Genomic DNA, 15,322 nt, shown 5'->3' on the forward strand with positions numbered 1-15,322 from the left:
CTCGCCCCGAGGCCGGCAACACTGACACCGAGCGTCTTGCCACAGCCCTGGCCATTAGTGCAGCAACCGCTCTGGACTGCACATCTGCAGAACTTGGCACCGGCCTTGCTCCTGCCCCTGGCAAACAAGAACCAGAGGTGTGCCATGCGCCAACCCGCCCTGACCGTGGGGATCATCGCCAATCCGGCCAGCGGCCGCGACTTGCGCCGACTGACTGCCAATGCCGGGCTCTACTCCAGCACCGACAAGGCCTCGGCAGTACAGCGCCTGCTCGCGGCATTTGCCGCCACCGGTGTCGAGCAGGTGCTGCTGCCGCCGGACATGACTGGTATCGCCGCCGCCGTGCTCAAGGCCAGCCTAGGCCCGCACGCCGAGCAACAGCGCTGGCCGCAACTGACCATCCTCGACATGCCGTTGCGCCAGACCGTCGAAGACACCCGCCATGCCGCGCGCCTGATGGCAGCCCAAGGCGTCGCCCTGATCGCCGTGCTTGGCGGTGACGGTACGCACAAGGCGGTGGCCGCCGAAGTCGGCGACATCCCGCTGCTGACCCTGTCTACCGGCACCAACAACGCTTTCCCGGAACTGCGCGAAGCTACCAGTGCCGGCCTTGCCGGCGGGCTGTTCGCCAGCGCCCGTATCCCCGCAGCGATTGCCCTGCGCCGCAACAAGCGCCTGGTGGTGCGGGTGCCGGAACAGAGCCTTTGTGAATGGGCCCTGGTAGATGTCGCGGTGTCGCCGCAACGCTTCATCGGCGCCCGCGCCATCAGCCGTGGCGAAGACCTGGCGGAAGTCTTCGCGACCTTCGCCGAACCCCATGCCATTGGCCTCTCGGCGCTGTGCGGGTTGTGGTGCCCAGTGTCGCGCGCAGCCCCCGAAGGCGCCTGGATTCGCCTGCACCCCGAGGCCGAGCACGCGCTGCTGGCCCCCCTCGCCCCGGGCCTGCTGCAAGGCTGCGGGGTGACCGCCTCAGGGCCGTTGATGCCTGGGGCTGCCTACTCCCTGAGCCTTTCCAGCGGCACCCTGGCACTGGATGGCGAACGCGAAATCGAGTTCAGCGAACGCGACCGACCAAGCATCACCCTCGACGCCTTCGGCCCCTTGAGCATCGACGTCGAGGCGGTGCTGGCCTATGCCGCGCGCCACCGCCTGCTGGCGGTCGGCCGCGAACACCCGCAACACCCTGCGAACCAACCGTGTTGAGACAACCCCGGAGAACAACAAGATGTCCACTCACCTGTCTACCGAGCAATTGCTCCATGCCTATGAAGTCATGCGCACCATTCGCGCCTTCGAAGAACGCCTGCACGTGGAGTTCGCCACCGGCGAGATCCCCGGTTTCGTCCACCTCTACGCCGGCGAAGAGGCCTCGGCCGCTGGCGTCATGGCCCACCTGCGCGACAGCGACTGCATCGCCTCCAACCACCGTGGCCACGGCCACTGCATCGCCAAGGGCGTCGATGTTTACGGGATGATGGCTGAGATCTACGGCAAGAAAACCGGCGTCTGTGGCGGCAAGGGCGGCTCGATGCACATCGCTGACCTGGAGAAAGGCATGCTCGGCGCCAACGGCATCGTCGGCGCCGGTGCGCCATTGGTGGCCGGGGCGGCGCTGGCGGCGAAAATCAAAGGCACCGATGACGTCGCCGTGGTGTTCTTCGGCGACGGCGGCTCCAACGAAGGCGCAGTGTTCGAGGCGATGAACCTGGCTTCGATCATGAACCTGCCGTGCATCTTCGTCGCCGAGAACAACGGCTATGCCGAGGCGACCGCATCGAACTGGTCGGTGGCTTGCGACCACATCGCCGACCGTGCCGCCGGCTTCGGCATGCCCGGGGTGACCATCGACGGCTACGACTTTTTTGCCGTGCATGAAGCAGCAGGCGCGGCCATCGAGCGTGCGCGCTCGGGGCAGGGCCCGTCGCTGATCGAGGTCAAGCTGACCCGCTACTACGGCCACTTCGAGGGCGATGCGCAAACCTACCGCGCACCCGATGAGGTGAAGAACCTGCGCGAAACCCGCGACTGCCTGATGCAGTTCCGTCAGCGCAGCACCCGCGCCGGCCTGCTCAGCGCCGAACAACTCGACCAGATCGACGCCCGGGTCGAGGACCTGATCGAGGGCTCGGTACGCCGGGCCAAATCCGACCCGAAACCCGACCCCGCCGCCCTGCTCAGCGACGTGTACGTGTCGTACCCCTGAGCCTGCCTGACAACAAGAACAAGTGGAGAAGCATCATGGCGAGAAAAATCAGCTACCAGCAGGCCATCAACGAAGCCCTGGCCCAGGAAATGCGCCGCGACAGCAGCGTGTTCATCATTGGTGAAGACGTCGCCGGCGGCGCCGGGGCGCCCGGTGAAGAGGACGCCTGGGGCGGCGTACTCGGCGTTACCAAAGGCCTGTACAAACAGTTCCCCGGCCGCGTGCTCGACGCGCCATTGTCCGAGATCGGCTATGTCGGCGCGGCGGTCGGCGCCGCCACCCAGGGCCTGCGCCCGGTGTGCGAACTGATGTTCGTCGACTTCGCCGGCTGCTGCCTGGACCAGATCCTCAACCAGGCGGCGAAATTCCGCTACATGTTTGGCGGCAAGGCGGTCACCCCGCTAGTGATGCGCACCATGGTCGGTGCCGGCCTGCGTGCCGCCGCCCAGCATTCGCAGATGCTCACCTCGCTGTGGACGCACATCCCCGGCCTGAAAGTGGTCTGCCCGTCCTCGCCGTACGATGCCAAGGGCCTGCTGATCCAGGCGATTCGCGACAACGACCCGGTGATCTTCTGCGAGCACAAACTGCTCTACAGCATGCAGGGCGAGGTGCCGGAAGAGCTGTACACCGTGCCCTTCGGCGAGGCCAATTACCTGCGCGAGGGCGATGACATCACCCTGGTGACCTACGGGCGCATGGTTCACCTGGCCATGGAAGCCGCCGCCAACCTGGCGCGCCAGGGCATCGACTGTGAGGTGCTCGACCTGCGCACCACCAGCCCGCTGGACGCAGACAGCATCCTTGAAAGCGTGGAAAAAACCGGGCGACTGGTGGTGATCGACGAAGCCAACCCGCGCTGTTCGATGGCCACCGACATCAGCGCGCTGGTGGCGCAAAAAGCCTTCGTATCCCTCAAGGGCCCGATCGAAATGGTCACCGCTCCGCACACCCCGGTGCCGTTCTCCGATGCCCTGGAAGACCTGTACATCCCCACCGCAGCGAAGATCGAAGCCGCGGTGCACAAGGTGCTCGACGCGAGGACTGCCGCATGAGCCAGATCCATACCCTGACCATGCCCAAATGGGGCCTGTCGATGACCGAAGGGCGCATCGATACCTGGCTCAAGCAGGAAGGTGAGCAGATCAACAAGGGCGACGAAGTGCTGGATGTCGAGACCGACAAGATCTCCAGCAGTGTCGAGGCGCCGTTCAGCGGCGTGCTGCGGCGCCTGATCGCCCAGCCGGACGAGACCTTGGCGGTAGGCGCACTGCTGGCGGTGGTGGTCGAAGGCGAAGCCGATGAGGCCGAGATCGATGCGGTGGTGCAGCGTTTCCAGGCCGAGTTCGTCCCCGGCGGCGACGGCGAGCAGGATAGCGGCCCGGCGCCACAGAAGATCGACCTGGGCGGGCGCACGGTTCGCTACTTCGACCTCGGCGAGGGTGGCACGCCGCTGCTGCTGGTGCACGGTTTTGGCGGTGATTTGAACAACTGGCTGTTCAACCATCAGGCCCTGGCCGCCGAACGCCGGGTCATCGCTCTCGACCTGCCCGGACATGGCGAGTCGGGCAAAACCCTGCAACGGGGCGACCTGGATGAACTGAGCCAGAGCGTGCTCGCCTTGCTCGACCACCTGTACATCCAGCATGCCCACCTGGCCGGGCACTCCATGGGCGGTGCGGTGGCGCTGAACCTGGCGCGCCTGGCGCCGCAACGGGTGCGCAGCTTGACCCTGATCGCCAGCGCCGGCCTCGGGCGGGAAATCAACGGTGATTACCTGCAAGGCTTCGTCAACGCCAGCAACCGCAACGCCCTCAAGCCGCAACTGACGCAGTTGTTTTCCGACCCCGGCCTGGTGACCCGGCAGATGCTTGAAGACATGCTCAAGTTCAAGCGCCTGGAAGGCGTCGACAGTGCCCTGCGCCAGCTCGCCACAGCCATCGCCGACGGCAGTGTGCAGCGCCACGACCTGCGCGCAGTGGTCGGCCAACAGCCGAGCCTGGTGATCTGGGGCGCCGCCGACGCAATCATCCCGGCCAGCCATGCTGAAGGCCTGCAGGCCGAGGTCGAGATCCTGCCGGGTCAGGGCCATATGCTGCAGATGGAGGCCGCCGAGCGTATCAACCACCGGCTTTCGGTCTTCCTTGGAGAGAACAACAATGAATGATCTGAGCAATTCCAACGCCAGCATGCGAGCGGCGGTCTGGCATGGCCGCCAGGACATCCGCGTCGAAGACGTGCCCTTGCCCGCCGACCCGCCGCCTGGCTGGGTGCAGATCAAGGTCGACTGGTGCGGTATCTGCGGGTCGGACCTGCACGAGTATGTCGCCGGCCCGGTGTTCATACCGGTGGAAGCGCCACACCCGCTCACCGGTATCCAGGGCCAGTGCATTCTCGGCCATGAGTTTTGCGGCGAAATCCTCAAGCTCGGCGAAGGTGTGCTGGGTTATGCCGTGGGCGACCCGGTGGCTGCCGACGCCTGCCAGCACTGCGGCACCTGCTATTACTGCACCCATGGCCTGTACAACATCTGCGAACGCCTGGCCTTTACCGGGCTGATGAACAACGGCGCCTTCGCCGAGCGGGTCAACGTACCGGCCAACCTGCTGTACCGCTTGCCCGAGGGCTTCCCGCGCGAAGCCGGGGCGCTGATCGAGCCGTTGGCAGTCGGCATGCATGCGGTGAAAAAGGCCGGCAACCTGCTGGGCCAGAACGTCGTGGTGGTCGGTGCCGGGACCATCGGCCTGTGTACCATCATGTGCGCCAAAGCCGCCGGTGCGGCGCAGGTGATCGCCCTGGAAATGTCCAGCGCGCGCAAGGCCAAGGCCTTGGAAGTCGGCGCCAGCGCTGTGCTCGATCCCAAGCAGTGCGATGCGCTGGCCGAGATACGCGCCCTGACGGCCGGCCTCGGCGCCGATGTCAGCTTTGAATGCATTGGCAACAAGCACACCGCCAAGCTGGCCATCGATACCATCCGCAAGGCCGGCAAGTGCGTGCTGGTGGGGATTTTCGAGGAGCCCAGCGAGTTCAACTTCTTCGACCTGGTGTCGACCGAGAAGCAGGTACTCGGCGCCCTGGCCTACAACGGCGAGTTTGCCGACGTGATCGCCTTCATTGCCGATGGCCGGCTGGATATCAGCCCACTGGTGACCGGGCGCATCGGTCTTGAGGCCATAGTTGGCCAGGGCTTTGAGGAGCTGGTGAACAACAAGGAGGAGAATGTGAAGATCATTGTTAGCCCGACCAGGCTCTAGGGCCGCTCCTACAGGGTTCCCACAAACCCCTCGTACTCAAGTAAACTGGCGGGCTTCTCGCAGCCTCGGGCTGCCCCTGTAGATTTTCCCAAAGGTGCCCGCCATGCCTTGGCTGCAAGTACGTCTGGCCATCAGCCCGGAACAAGCCGAAACCTATGAAGATGCCCTGCTCGAAGTAGGCGCCGTTTCGGTCACCTTCATGGATGCCGAAGATCAGCCGATCTTCGAACCGGACCTCAACACCACCCCGCTGTGGTCGCATACCCACCTGCTGGCGCTGTTCGAAGCCGATACCGACGCCAACGCGGTGTTCGCCCACCTGCAGTTGCTGACCGGTGCCGAACTGCCGGAGCACCAGGCTGAAGTCATCGAAGACCAGGACTGGGAACGCAGCTGGATGGACAACTTCCAGCCGATGCGTTTCGGCCAGCGTCTGTGGATCGTGCCAAGCTGGCATGCAGCGCCAGAGCCTGAGGCGGTCAACCTGCTGCTCGACCCGGGCCTGGCCTTCGGCACTGGCACCCACCCGACCACCGCACTGTGCCTGGAATGGCTCGACGGCCAGGAGCTGAAAGACACCCAGGTGCTCGATTTCGGTTGCGGCTCGGGCATCCTCGCCATCGCCGCGCTGCTGCTGGGCGCCCGCGAGGCGGTCGGTACCGACATCGACGTGCAGGCCCTGGAAGCCTCGCGCGACAACGCCGGGCGCAACGGCATCGCCGAGGAGAAATTCGCCCTGTACCTGCCCGAGCACATGCCGGCCATGCAGGCCGACGTGCTGGTCGCCAACATCCTTGCCGGCCCGCTGGTGTCGCTGGCCCCGCAACTGTCCACCCTGGTGCGTCCAGGCGGCCTGCTGGCGCTGTCGGGGATTCTCGCCGAACAGGGTGATGAAGTCGCCGCCGCTTACGCCAAGGACTTCGACCTCGACCCGATCGCCGTACGCGATGGCTGGGTACGCATCAGTGGTCGCCGCCGCTAAGTGCGCCTAGAATAACCTTCTGCATAACCCGGACCGCCGCATGACCGACAGTTTCGTCACCCAGTGCCCGCATTGCCAGACCAGCTTTCGCGTCAGCCACAATCAGTTGAGCGTGGCCCGCGGTGTGGTGCGTTGTGGCGCCTGCCTGCAAGTGTTCAACGCCGCCCGGCAACTGCTGGAGCAAAGCGCGGCGCAGAACCCGCCTGCGGCGCCGGTCAAGCAGGTCGAGCCGGTGGTGGAGCCCGTACAAGCGCCCAGCCAGCATGAGTGGAGCGCCGCCGAGCTTGACCTCGACCAGCTCGACCTGGATCAGGAACTGGCGCGCCTGGAACAGCGCGAAATCCAGCCGACCACCGAGTTCAAGGCCGCCGCACCGCGCGAAGACAGCCTCAGTGCGCACCGCGACGGCCCCGAGCAGGACGACCAGCACTGGCCCGGCAGCCTGTTCAGCAGCCCGGCTTCAGAACCCGAGCAGCTCAGTGCCGAGTTCGACGAGCCACAACCGCCGCTGATCGAGCCGCAAGCCCTGGACCTGGCGCCAGCGCCGGGTGAGCGTACCGAGCCTTCGTTGTCGCTGGATGTACTCGATGACGACCTCGATGCCCCGGTTGCTCCCGCCCCTGCGCTGCGTGCCGATGATGACGAACGGCCAGGCGAGCGCCTGTCCGCGCGCGAGCCAGACGACGACCTGGACAGCCCCGAGCCTGAGCTGGACGAGCGCCGCGAACCTGGCCTGGGCCCGGTCAGCAGCCGCCCGGCGCGCAAGGAGCCGCTGCTCGATCTGGTCGACGACCCGATCCAGCTCGGCTGGCAGAAACCCAAGGTCAACTGGGGCAAGCGCCTGCTGTGGATCCTGCTGATTCTGCTGGCTGCCGCGGCGCTGGCCGGCCAGTACATCTGGTACCAGTTCGACGAACTGGCCCGCCAGGACCGTTACCGCCCATGGTTCCAGACGATCTGCCCGAGCGTCGGTTGCCAGGTGCCATCGCGGGTCGATATCGCCCGGATCAAGAGCAGCAACCTGGTGGTGCGCAGCCACCCGGACTTCAACGGTGCCTTGATCGTCGACGCGATCATCTACAACCGTGCGCCCTTCTCCCAGCCGTTCCCGCTGCTGGAACTGCGCTTTGCCGACCTTAATGGCCAGTTGATCGCCAGCCGCCGCTTCAAGCCCACCGAGTACCTCAGCGGTGAGTTGGCCGGCAAGGGCGAAATGCCCAGTCAGACGCCGATCCACATCGCCCTGGACATCCTCGACCCGGGCCCAAAGGCGGTCAACTACAGCCTGTCATTCCGGTCACCGGAATAACAGGCGAGCGGCAAGCTGCAAGCTTCAAGCCACAAGGAAAAGCAGCCCCATACGCTGATCCGTTTTTACTTGAAGCTTGAAGCTTGCAGCTTGAGGCTCAAAGCCAACTGTTCAGATTTTATCCAAATCGATCTTTATCCGGTCACCGAGAGCGGGTATCATGCCAACCCTTTTTCGAACTCTAAGATCGGCCCCCACAACAGGGAACTCCTATGTCGGCGGTACGCATCGGCCCATACACACTGCAGAACGCCCTGATCCTCGCGCCGATGGCCGGGGTCACGGACCAGCCCTTTCGTCAGTTGTGCCGACGAATGGGTGCAGGCCTGGTGGTGTCGGAGATGGTCAGCAGCGACATGAGCCTGTGGAACAGCCGCAAGTCGCGCCTGCGCATGATTCACGAAGGTGATCCCGAGCCGCGCTCGGTACAGATCGCCGGTGGTGACGCGCAGATGCTCGCAGCGGCGGCCCGGGCCAACGTCGAGGCCGGCGCGCAGATTATCGACATCAACATGGGCTGCCCGGCAAAAAAAGTCTGCAACAAGGCCGCAGGCTCTGCTTTATTGAAAGATGAAGCCTTGGTCAGCGAAATCCTCCACGCGGTGGTTGCCGCCGTGGACGTGCCGGTCACACTGAAGATTCGCACCGGCTGGGACAGGACCAACAAGAACGGCCTGACTGTGGCGAGGATCGCCGAGCAGGCCGGTATCCAGGCACTGGCGGTACATGGACGTACACGCGCCGACCTCTACACCGGTGAAGCCGAATACGACACCATCGCGGCGATCAAGCAGGCGGTGTCGATCCCGGTTTTCGCCAATGGCGATATCACTTCGCCAGAAAAGGCCCGGGCGGTGCTGGATGCCACTGGTGCCGACGGTCTGTTGATTGGCCGGGCTGCCCAGGGGCGGCCATGGATCTTTCGCGAGATCGAGCATTACCTGCGCACCGGCGAAAAACTGCCGGCGCCGCAGTTGGACGAAGTGGAACGAATTCTGCTGGAGCACCTGACCGCGTTGCACGCCTTCTATGGCGATGTGATGGGCGTACGTATCGCCCGCAAGCACGTCGGTTGGTACCTGGCAACGCTACCGGGCGCCAAGGAGTTTCGCGCCCAGTTCAACCGTTTGGAAGACACGCAAGCGCAGTGCGCCAACGTTCGCGGCTTCTTCAGCGAACGTGAACAGAGCCTTGAGACAGAGGACGGACAAGGGGTGGCCGCATGACGATGATGACCGAGACTTTAGTGAGTGGAACAACGCCCGTGAGCGACAACGTCAACCTGAAACAGCACCTGAATACGCCGAGCGAAGAGGGTCAGACCCTTCGCGGCAGTGTGGAAAAGGCGCTGCACAACTATTTCGCCCATCTTGAGGGCGCGGCCGTCACGGACGTGTACAACCTGGTGCTCTCGGAAGTCGAAGCGCCGTTGCTCGAAAGCGTAATGAACTACGTCAAGGGCAACCAGACCAAGGCCAGCGAGCTGCTCGGGCTCAACCGCGGCACCTTGCGCAAGAAACTCAAGCAGTACGATTTGTTGTAAGCAAGCATCCAAACCAGAAAAGGCGGCTCCCATTCGATGAGGTCGCCTTTTTTGCTGACTCCACCGCGTTATGGAATCTGAAATGACCGACCAGACTACCCGCCTGCCGATCCGCCGCGCCTTGATCAGCGTCTCCGACAAGACCGGGATCCTTGAATTCGCCCGTGAGCTGCAACAGCTCGGCGTCGAGATCCTGTCCACCGGCGGCACCTTCAAGTTGCTCCAGGACAATGGCGTTGCCGCGGTGGAAGTTGCCGATTACACCGGCTTCGCCGAAATGATGGACGGCCGGGTCAAGACCCTGCACCCGAAGATCCACGGCGGCATCCTCGGCCGTCGCGGTATCGACGACGCCATCATGGCCGAGCACGGGATCAAGCCGATCGATCTGGTCGCGGTCAACCTCTACCCGTTCGAAGCCACCATCTCCAAGCCGGGCTGTGACCTGCCGACCGCCATCGAGAACATCGACATCGGTGGCCCGACCATGGTCCGCTCGGCAGCCAAGAACCACAAAGACGTCGCCATCGTGGTTAACGCCAGCGACTACGACCAGGTTCTGGAGAGCCTCAAGGCCGGTGGCCTGACCTACGCCCAGCGCTTCGACCTGATGCTCAAGGCGTTCGAGCACACTGCCGCCTACGACGGCATGATCGCCAACTATATGGGCACCGTGAACCAGGCCAGTGAAACCCTGAGCACTGAAGGCCGCAGCGAATTCCCGCGCACCTTCAACAGCCAGTTCATCAAGGCCCAGGAAATGCGCTACGGCGAGAACCCGCACCAGAGCGCGGCGTTCTATGTCGAAGCCAAGCCAGCCGAAGCCGGCATCGCCACCGCCGTACAACTGCAGGGCAAGGAGCTTTCGTACAACAACGTGGCCGACACCGACGCCGCGCTGGAATGCGTGAAGAGCTTCGTCAAGCCGGCCTGCGTCATCGTCAAGCACGCCAACCCGTGCGGCGTGGCGGTCAGCCCGGACGCCGAAGGCGGCATCCGCCAGGCTTATGAGCTGGCCTACGCCACCGACACCGAGTCGGCGTTCGGCGGCATCATCGCCTTCAACCGCGAGCTGGACGCCGAAACCGCAAAAGCCATCGTCGAGCGCCAGTTCGTCGAAGTGATCATCGCCCCGAGCGTCAGCGACGAAGCCCGCGCCGTCGTCGCAGCCAAGGCCAATGTACGCCTGCTGTCCTGCGGCGAGTGGTCGGCTGAACGTGCCGCTGCCTGGGACTTCAAGCGCGTTACCGGCGGCCTGCTGGTGCAGAGCCGCGACATCGGCATGATCACCGAGGGCGACCTGAAAGTGGTCACCAAGCGTGCACCGACCGAGCAAGAGATCCACGACCTGATCTTCGCCTGGAAAGTGGCCAAGTTCGTCAAGTCCAACGCCATTGTCTACGCCAAGAACCGCCAGACCATCGGCGTCGGCGCCGGCCAGATGAGCCGCGTCAACTCCGCCCGTATCGCCGCCATCAAGGCCGAGCATGCTGGCCTGCAGGTCCAGGGCGCGGTCATGGCATCGGATGCGTTCTTCCCGTTCCGTGATGGCATCGACAACGCTGCCAAAGTGGGCATCACTGCGGTAATCCAGCCCGGTGGCTCGATGCGCGATGCCGAAGTCATCGCAGCCGCTGACGAAGCCGGCATCGCCATGGTCTTCACCGGCATGCGTCACTTCCGGCACTGATAACGGCACCTGTAGGAGCGGGCTTGACCCGCGATGCGCTGTAACTGACAGAGCGCATCGCGGGTCAAGCCCGCTCCCACAAGAGTCCCGCCTACCAGCATTATCCGAATTAGCTTCATCGAGGTTTTGACATGAAAGTTTTGATTATCGGTAGCGGCGGTCGTGAACACGCCCTGGCCTGGAAAGTCGCTCAGGACCCTCGGGTCGAGAAAGTCTTCGTTGCCCCGGGCAACGCCGGCACCGCCACTGAAGCCAAGTGCGAGAACGTCGACATCGACGTCAGCGCCCTGGAGCAACTGGCCGATTTCGCCGAGAAGAATGTCGCCCTGACCATCGTCGGCCCTGAAGGCCCGCTGGTTGCCGGTGTCGTCGACCTGTTCCGCAGCCGCGGCCTGGACTGCTTTGGCCCAACCAAGGGCGCGGCCCAGCTGGAAGGTTCCAAGGCTTTCACCAAGGACTTCCTGGCACGCCACAAGATCCCGACCGCCGACTACCAGAACTTCACCGAGATCGAGCCAGCCCTGGCCTATCTGCGTGAAAAAGGCGCGCCGATCGTGATCAAGGCCGACGGCCTGGCCGCCGGCAAAGGCGTGATCGTCGCCATGACCCTGGGCGAAGCCGAAGACGCCGTACGCGACATGCTCGCCGGCAACGCCTTTGGTGACGCAGGTTCGCGCGTGGTGATCGAAGAGTTCCTCGACGGCGAAGAAGCCAGCTTCATCGTCATGGTCGATGGCCACAACGTTCTGCCGATGGCCACCAGCCAGGACCACAAACGTGTCGGCGACGGCGACAGCGGCCCGAACACCGGCGGCATGGGCGCTTACTCGCCAGCGCCAGTGGTCACCGCCGACGTACACCAGCGCGTGATGGACCTGGTGATCTGGCCGACCGTGCGCGGCATGGCCGAAGAAGGCAACGTCTACACCGGCTTCCTTTACGCGGGCCTGATGATCGACAAAGCCGGCAACCCGAAAGTCATCGAGTTCAACTGCCGCTTCGGCGACCCGGAAACCCAGCCGGTCATGCTGCGCCTTGAATCGAGCCTGGTGCTGCTGATCGAAGCCGCTTTCGCCAAGGCCCTGGACAAGGTCGAAGCACAGTGGGACCCGCGTCCGAGCCTGGGCGTGGTCCTGGCTGCCGGTGGCTACCCTGGCGACTACAGCAAGGGCGCTGCAATCCACGGCCTGGACGCTGCTGCGAAGATTGAAGGCAAGGTCTTCCACGCCGGTACCGCACTCAAGAATGGCCAAGTGGTTGCCACTGGCGGCCGCGTGCTGTGCGCCACTGCCCTGGGCAGCAGCGTCGAGTCCGCCCAGCAACAAGCCTACCGCCTGGCTGCCGAGATCAACTGGGACGGCAGCTTCTACCGCAAGGACATCGGCTACCGTGCCATTGCCCGCGAACGCGGTGAACATCAGCAGTAAGCCACTGCCAGGAGGCAGCTACGCCGCGCGCGTGCTGCCCCCGGCTCGTCGACAGGGCCCGCAATGGGCCTTGCCTTCGGCTTGGCGCGCCGCGCATAGTTACCATCCGGCATTTGGCTAAGAAGGGATTTCGTCGTGCGTTGGCTCAGGATTGCCATTGGACTCACCGTCAGCTTGCTGACCCTGCTCTGCCTGTTCCCGGCTGCGGCCGAACAAGGCAGTGGATGGGCGGTATTGCTCGACGATCAGGCCAGCCTGCAACTGAGCGATGTACGTTCCGAACGCTACCGCAACCAGTTCAGCCCCCTCGAACTCAACGAACTCAACGCTGCCACGCCCGACCAGGCGTTGTGGCTGCACTACCGGCTGGAGCCCGGACAGCAGGAAAAACTGCTGCGGGTCTTCGCCCCCGACCTGTCGCGCCTGGATCTCTACGCCCTCGACGGCGACCGGCTGATCAAACAGATCCACAGTGGTCGCCAGAGCGACAACGGCGACCCGTACCCGCGCAGCAGCGATCATGTCCTGGCCCTGCCCAACAGCGCGCAACCGCTGGACGTGTACCTGCGCCTGGTGTCCGAGCACCAACTGCGCCCAGCCATCAGCCTCGAGCCTGCCGCCCAGGCCGCCGCCGACCAGCGCCAGCCGCTGTTCTTCGGCCTGTTGTTCGGCTGCTTGCTGATGCTGATGCTGCACAACCTGATCCGCTTCGCCTATTCGCGCTCCAGCACCAGCCTGGCCCTGGCCGTCTATCACGCGCTGATGCTGCTCAGCGCGCTGATTCTGCTCAACCTCAGCGGCCCCTGGTGGAGCCTCTGGCACTCAGCGCAAACGCCTGCGGCGTACCTGACTGCCCTGCTGGCATCACTGGCTGGCCTGACCTTTACCCTGCGTTTCTTCACGCCTTGCGAACAACCACGCCTGAGCCGCCTGCTGCAGGTGGAGATGCTGGTGGTCGCGCTCTGCGGCCTGCTGCTGTTGTTCGTCGATACCCTGCCGCTGAACCTGATGACCTACGCGCTGATGGCCGTGAGCACCCTGACCATGCTGCTGGTGGCCAGCTACCACTGGTACAAGGGCTATGCCCCGGCGCGGCTGTTCACCCTGGCCATGCTGGCATTCAATATCGGATGCCTGGTGGTGTTGCCGGCCTTACTTGGCCTGACCCGCACCCCGACCCAATGGCTACTGTTCATTCTCCTCGGGCTGACCAGCTTCAGCGGCCTGCTGCTTAACCTGGCCGTCAGTGAGCGCCTGCGGCGCATCAGCGAAGAACGCTTCAGCGCCAGCCGCGAACTGGCCGCCAGCAATGCCGAGATCAATGCCAAGGCCGAATTCCTGGCCAAGATCAGCCACGAGATCCGCACGCCCATGAACGGTGTGCTGGGCATGACCGAGCTGCTGCTCGGCACCCCGCTGTCGGTCAAGCAACGTGATTACGTACAGACCATCCACAGCGCCGGCAACGAGCTGCTGACCCTGATCAACGAGATTCTCGACATCTCCAAGCTCGAATCCGGGCAGATCGAGCTAGATGACGTGCAGTTCGACCTCAATGCCTTGATCGAAGACTGCCTGAGTATCTTCCGGGCCAAGGCCGAGCAGCAGAACATCGAACTGATCAGCTTCACCCAGCCGCAGGTGCCGCGGGTCATCAGTGGCGACCCGACACGCCTGCGCCAGGCCTTGCTCAGCCTGCTGGAAAACGCCCTGAAGAAAACCGACCAGGGCGAGATCCTGCTGGTGGTTGCCCTTGATCAACGCGGCGACAGCCCGCGCCTGCGCATCGCCGTGCAGGACAGCGGCGAACCGATCCCGCCGGGTGAGCGCGAAGCGCTGCTGCAGGCAGAGCTGCACAGCAAGCATTTCCTTTCCAGCAACAAGCTCGGCGGCCACCTGGGGCTGGTGATCGCCAAGCAACTGATCACCCTGATGCAGGGCGAGTTCGGCATCAAGACCAGCCACAGCATGGGCAATACCCTGTGGATGACCCTGCCGCTCGATGCGCACCGTCTCGAGCAACCGCCTGCCGATCTCGACGGCCCACTGCGCGGCGCCCGGGTGCTGGTGGTCGACGACAACGACACCTGCCGCAAGGTTTTGGTGCAGCAGTGCAGCGCCTGGGGCATGAACGTCAGCGCCGTGCCGTCGGGCAAGGAGGCCCTGGCCCTGTTGCGCACCAAGGCGCACCTGCGCGACTACTTCGACGCGGTACTGCTCGACCAGAACATGCCCGGCATGACCGGCATGCAACTGGCGGCGAAGATCAAGGAAGACCCGAGCCTGAACCACGACATTCTGCTGGTGATGCTCACCGGCATCAGCAATGCGCCGAGCAAGGTCATCGCCCGCAATGCCGGGGTCAAACGCATCCTGGCCAAACCGGTGGCCGGCTACACCCTCAAGACCACCCTGGCCGAAGAGCTGTCCCAGCGCAGCAAGGGCCAGCCCAGCATCCCGGTGCATACCAGCCTGTCAGCGCCGCTGAACCTGCCCAGCGATTTCCGCATCCTGGTGGCCGAAGACAACAACATCTCGACCAAGGTGATCCGCGGCATGCTCGGCAAGCTGAGCCTGGAACCGGACACCGCCAGCAACGGTGAAGAGGCCTTGCAGGCGATGAAGGCCAACCACTACGACCTGGTGTTGATGGATTGTGAAATGCCGGTGCTGGACGGTTTTTCCGCCACCCAGCAGCTGCGCATCTGGGAAGTCAGCAACCAGCGACGGCGCACGCCGGTGGTGGCCCTGACCGCGCATATCCTTGCCGAGCACAAGGAGCGCGCGCGCCTGGCGGGTATGGATGGGCACATGTCCAAGCCGGTTGAGCTGTCGCAACTGCGCGAATTGATCGAACATTGGGTGGCGCGTCGCGAAGCCGAATCGAACCAGATTCCGACCCCGTAATTCGCAT

12 protein-coding genes are annotated in these 15,322 nt (G+C 64.2%); all 12 read left to right on the forward strand.

Features of this window, described 5'->3' with window-relative positions:
* Positions 1–144 precede the first annotated feature (144 nt).
* The 12 genes from F8N82_RS21970 to F8N82_RS22025 all read left to right on the forward strand — a co-directional run bounded on the left by F8N82_RS21970 (position 145) and on the right by F8N82_RS22025 (position 15,315).
* Positions 145–1,203 (forward strand): ATP-NAD kinase family protein, encoded by a 1,059-nt coding sequence (locus tag F8N82_RS21970; RefSeq protein ID WP_038997373.1) that lies wholly within the window; start codon positions 145–147, stop codon positions 1,201–1,203.
* A 22-nt stretch (positions 1,204–1,225) separates the two neighbouring features.
* Positions 1,226–2,203, forward strand: a complete 978-nt coding sequence (locus F8N82_RS21975) for a thiamine pyrophosphate-dependent dehydrogenase E1 component subunit alpha (RefSeq protein WP_038999642.1) — start codon at positions 1,226–1,228, stop codon at positions 2,201–2,203.
* Between the two features lie 35 nt (positions 2,204–2,238).
* A complete protein-coding gene (locus F8N82_RS21980; protein ID WP_038997374.1) occupies positions 2,239–3,258 on the forward strand; it encodes an alpha-ketoacid dehydrogenase subunit beta in 1,020 nt (339 codons plus the stop codon).
* A complete protein-coding gene (locus F8N82_RS21985) occupies positions 3,255–4,370 on the forward strand; it encodes an acetoin dehydrogenase dihydrolipoyllysine-residue acetyltransferase subunit (protein ID WP_038997375.1) in 1,116 nt (371 codons plus the stop codon). Before F8N82_RS21980 ends, F8N82_RS21985 begins: the two co-directional genes overlap by 4 nt.
* Before the next feature lie 22 nt (positions 4,371–4,392).
* On the forward strand, positions 4,393–5,457 hold the full coding sequence (locus tag F8N82_RS21990) for a 2,3-butanediol dehydrogenase (RefSeq protein WP_224793690.1): 1,065 nt from the start codon (positions 4,393–4,395) through the stop codon (positions 5,455–5,457).
* 103 nt (positions 5,458–5,560) lie between these two features.
* On the forward strand, positions 5,561–6,439 hold the full coding sequence (gene prmA / locus F8N82_RS21995; RefSeq protein ID WP_038997377.1) for a 50S ribosomal protein L11 methyltransferase: 879 nt from the start codon (positions 5,561–5,563) through the stop codon (positions 6,437–6,439).
* A 40-nt stretch (positions 6,440–6,479) separates the two neighbouring features.
* Positions 6,480–7,748 carry a DUF3426 domain-containing protein gene (locus F8N82_RS22000; protein ID WP_038997378.1) on the forward strand — a complete coding sequence of 423 codons (1,269 nt, stop codon included), beginning with the start codon at positions 6,480–6,482 and terminating at the stop codon, positions 7,746–7,748.
* A 212-nt stretch (positions 7,749–7,960) separates the two neighbouring features.
* Positions 7,961–8,974, forward strand: a complete 1,014-nt coding sequence (dusB, locus tag F8N82_RS22005) for a tRNA dihydrouridine synthase DusB (RefSeq protein WP_038997379.1) — start codon at positions 7,961–7,963, stop codon at positions 8,972–8,974.
* Complete coding sequence (fis, locus tag F8N82_RS22010; protein WP_003186237.1) at positions 8,971–9,291, forward strand: DNA-binding transcriptional regulator Fis; 321 nt, start codon at positions 8,971–8,973, stop codon at positions 9,289–9,291. The genes dusB and fis overlap by 4 nt, the downstream gene beginning before the upstream one ends.
* Before the next feature lie 82 nt (positions 9,292–9,373).
* The gene (gene purH, locus F8N82_RS22015; RefSeq protein WP_038997380.1) at positions 9,374–10,981 is read left to right on the forward strand and encodes a bifunctional phosphoribosylaminoimidazolecarboxamide formyltransferase/IMP cyclohydrolase; all 1,608 of its coding nucleotides are present in this window, start codon (positions 9,374–9,376) and stop codon (positions 10,979–10,981) included.
* A gap of 131 nt (positions 10,982–11,112) precedes the next feature.
* Positions 11,113–12,408, forward strand: coding sequence for a phosphoribosylamine--glycine ligase (purD, locus tag F8N82_RS22020; RefSeq protein ID WP_038997381.1), 1,296 nt, complete (start codon positions 11,113–11,115; stop codon positions 12,406–12,408).
* A gap of 135 nt (positions 12,409–12,543) precedes the next feature.
* On the forward strand, positions 12,544–15,315 hold the full coding sequence (locus F8N82_RS22025) for a hybrid sensor histidine kinase/response regulator (RefSeq protein ID WP_038997382.1): 2,772 nt from the start codon (positions 12,544–12,546) through the stop codon (positions 15,313–15,315).
* Positions 15,316–15,322: the final 7 nt, after the last annotated feature.

This window comes from Pseudomonas fluorescens (assembly GCF_902497775.2).
Lineage (GTDB): Bacteria > Pseudomonadota > Gammaproteobacteria > Pseudomonadales > Pseudomonadaceae > Aquipseudomonas > Aquipseudomonas putida_F.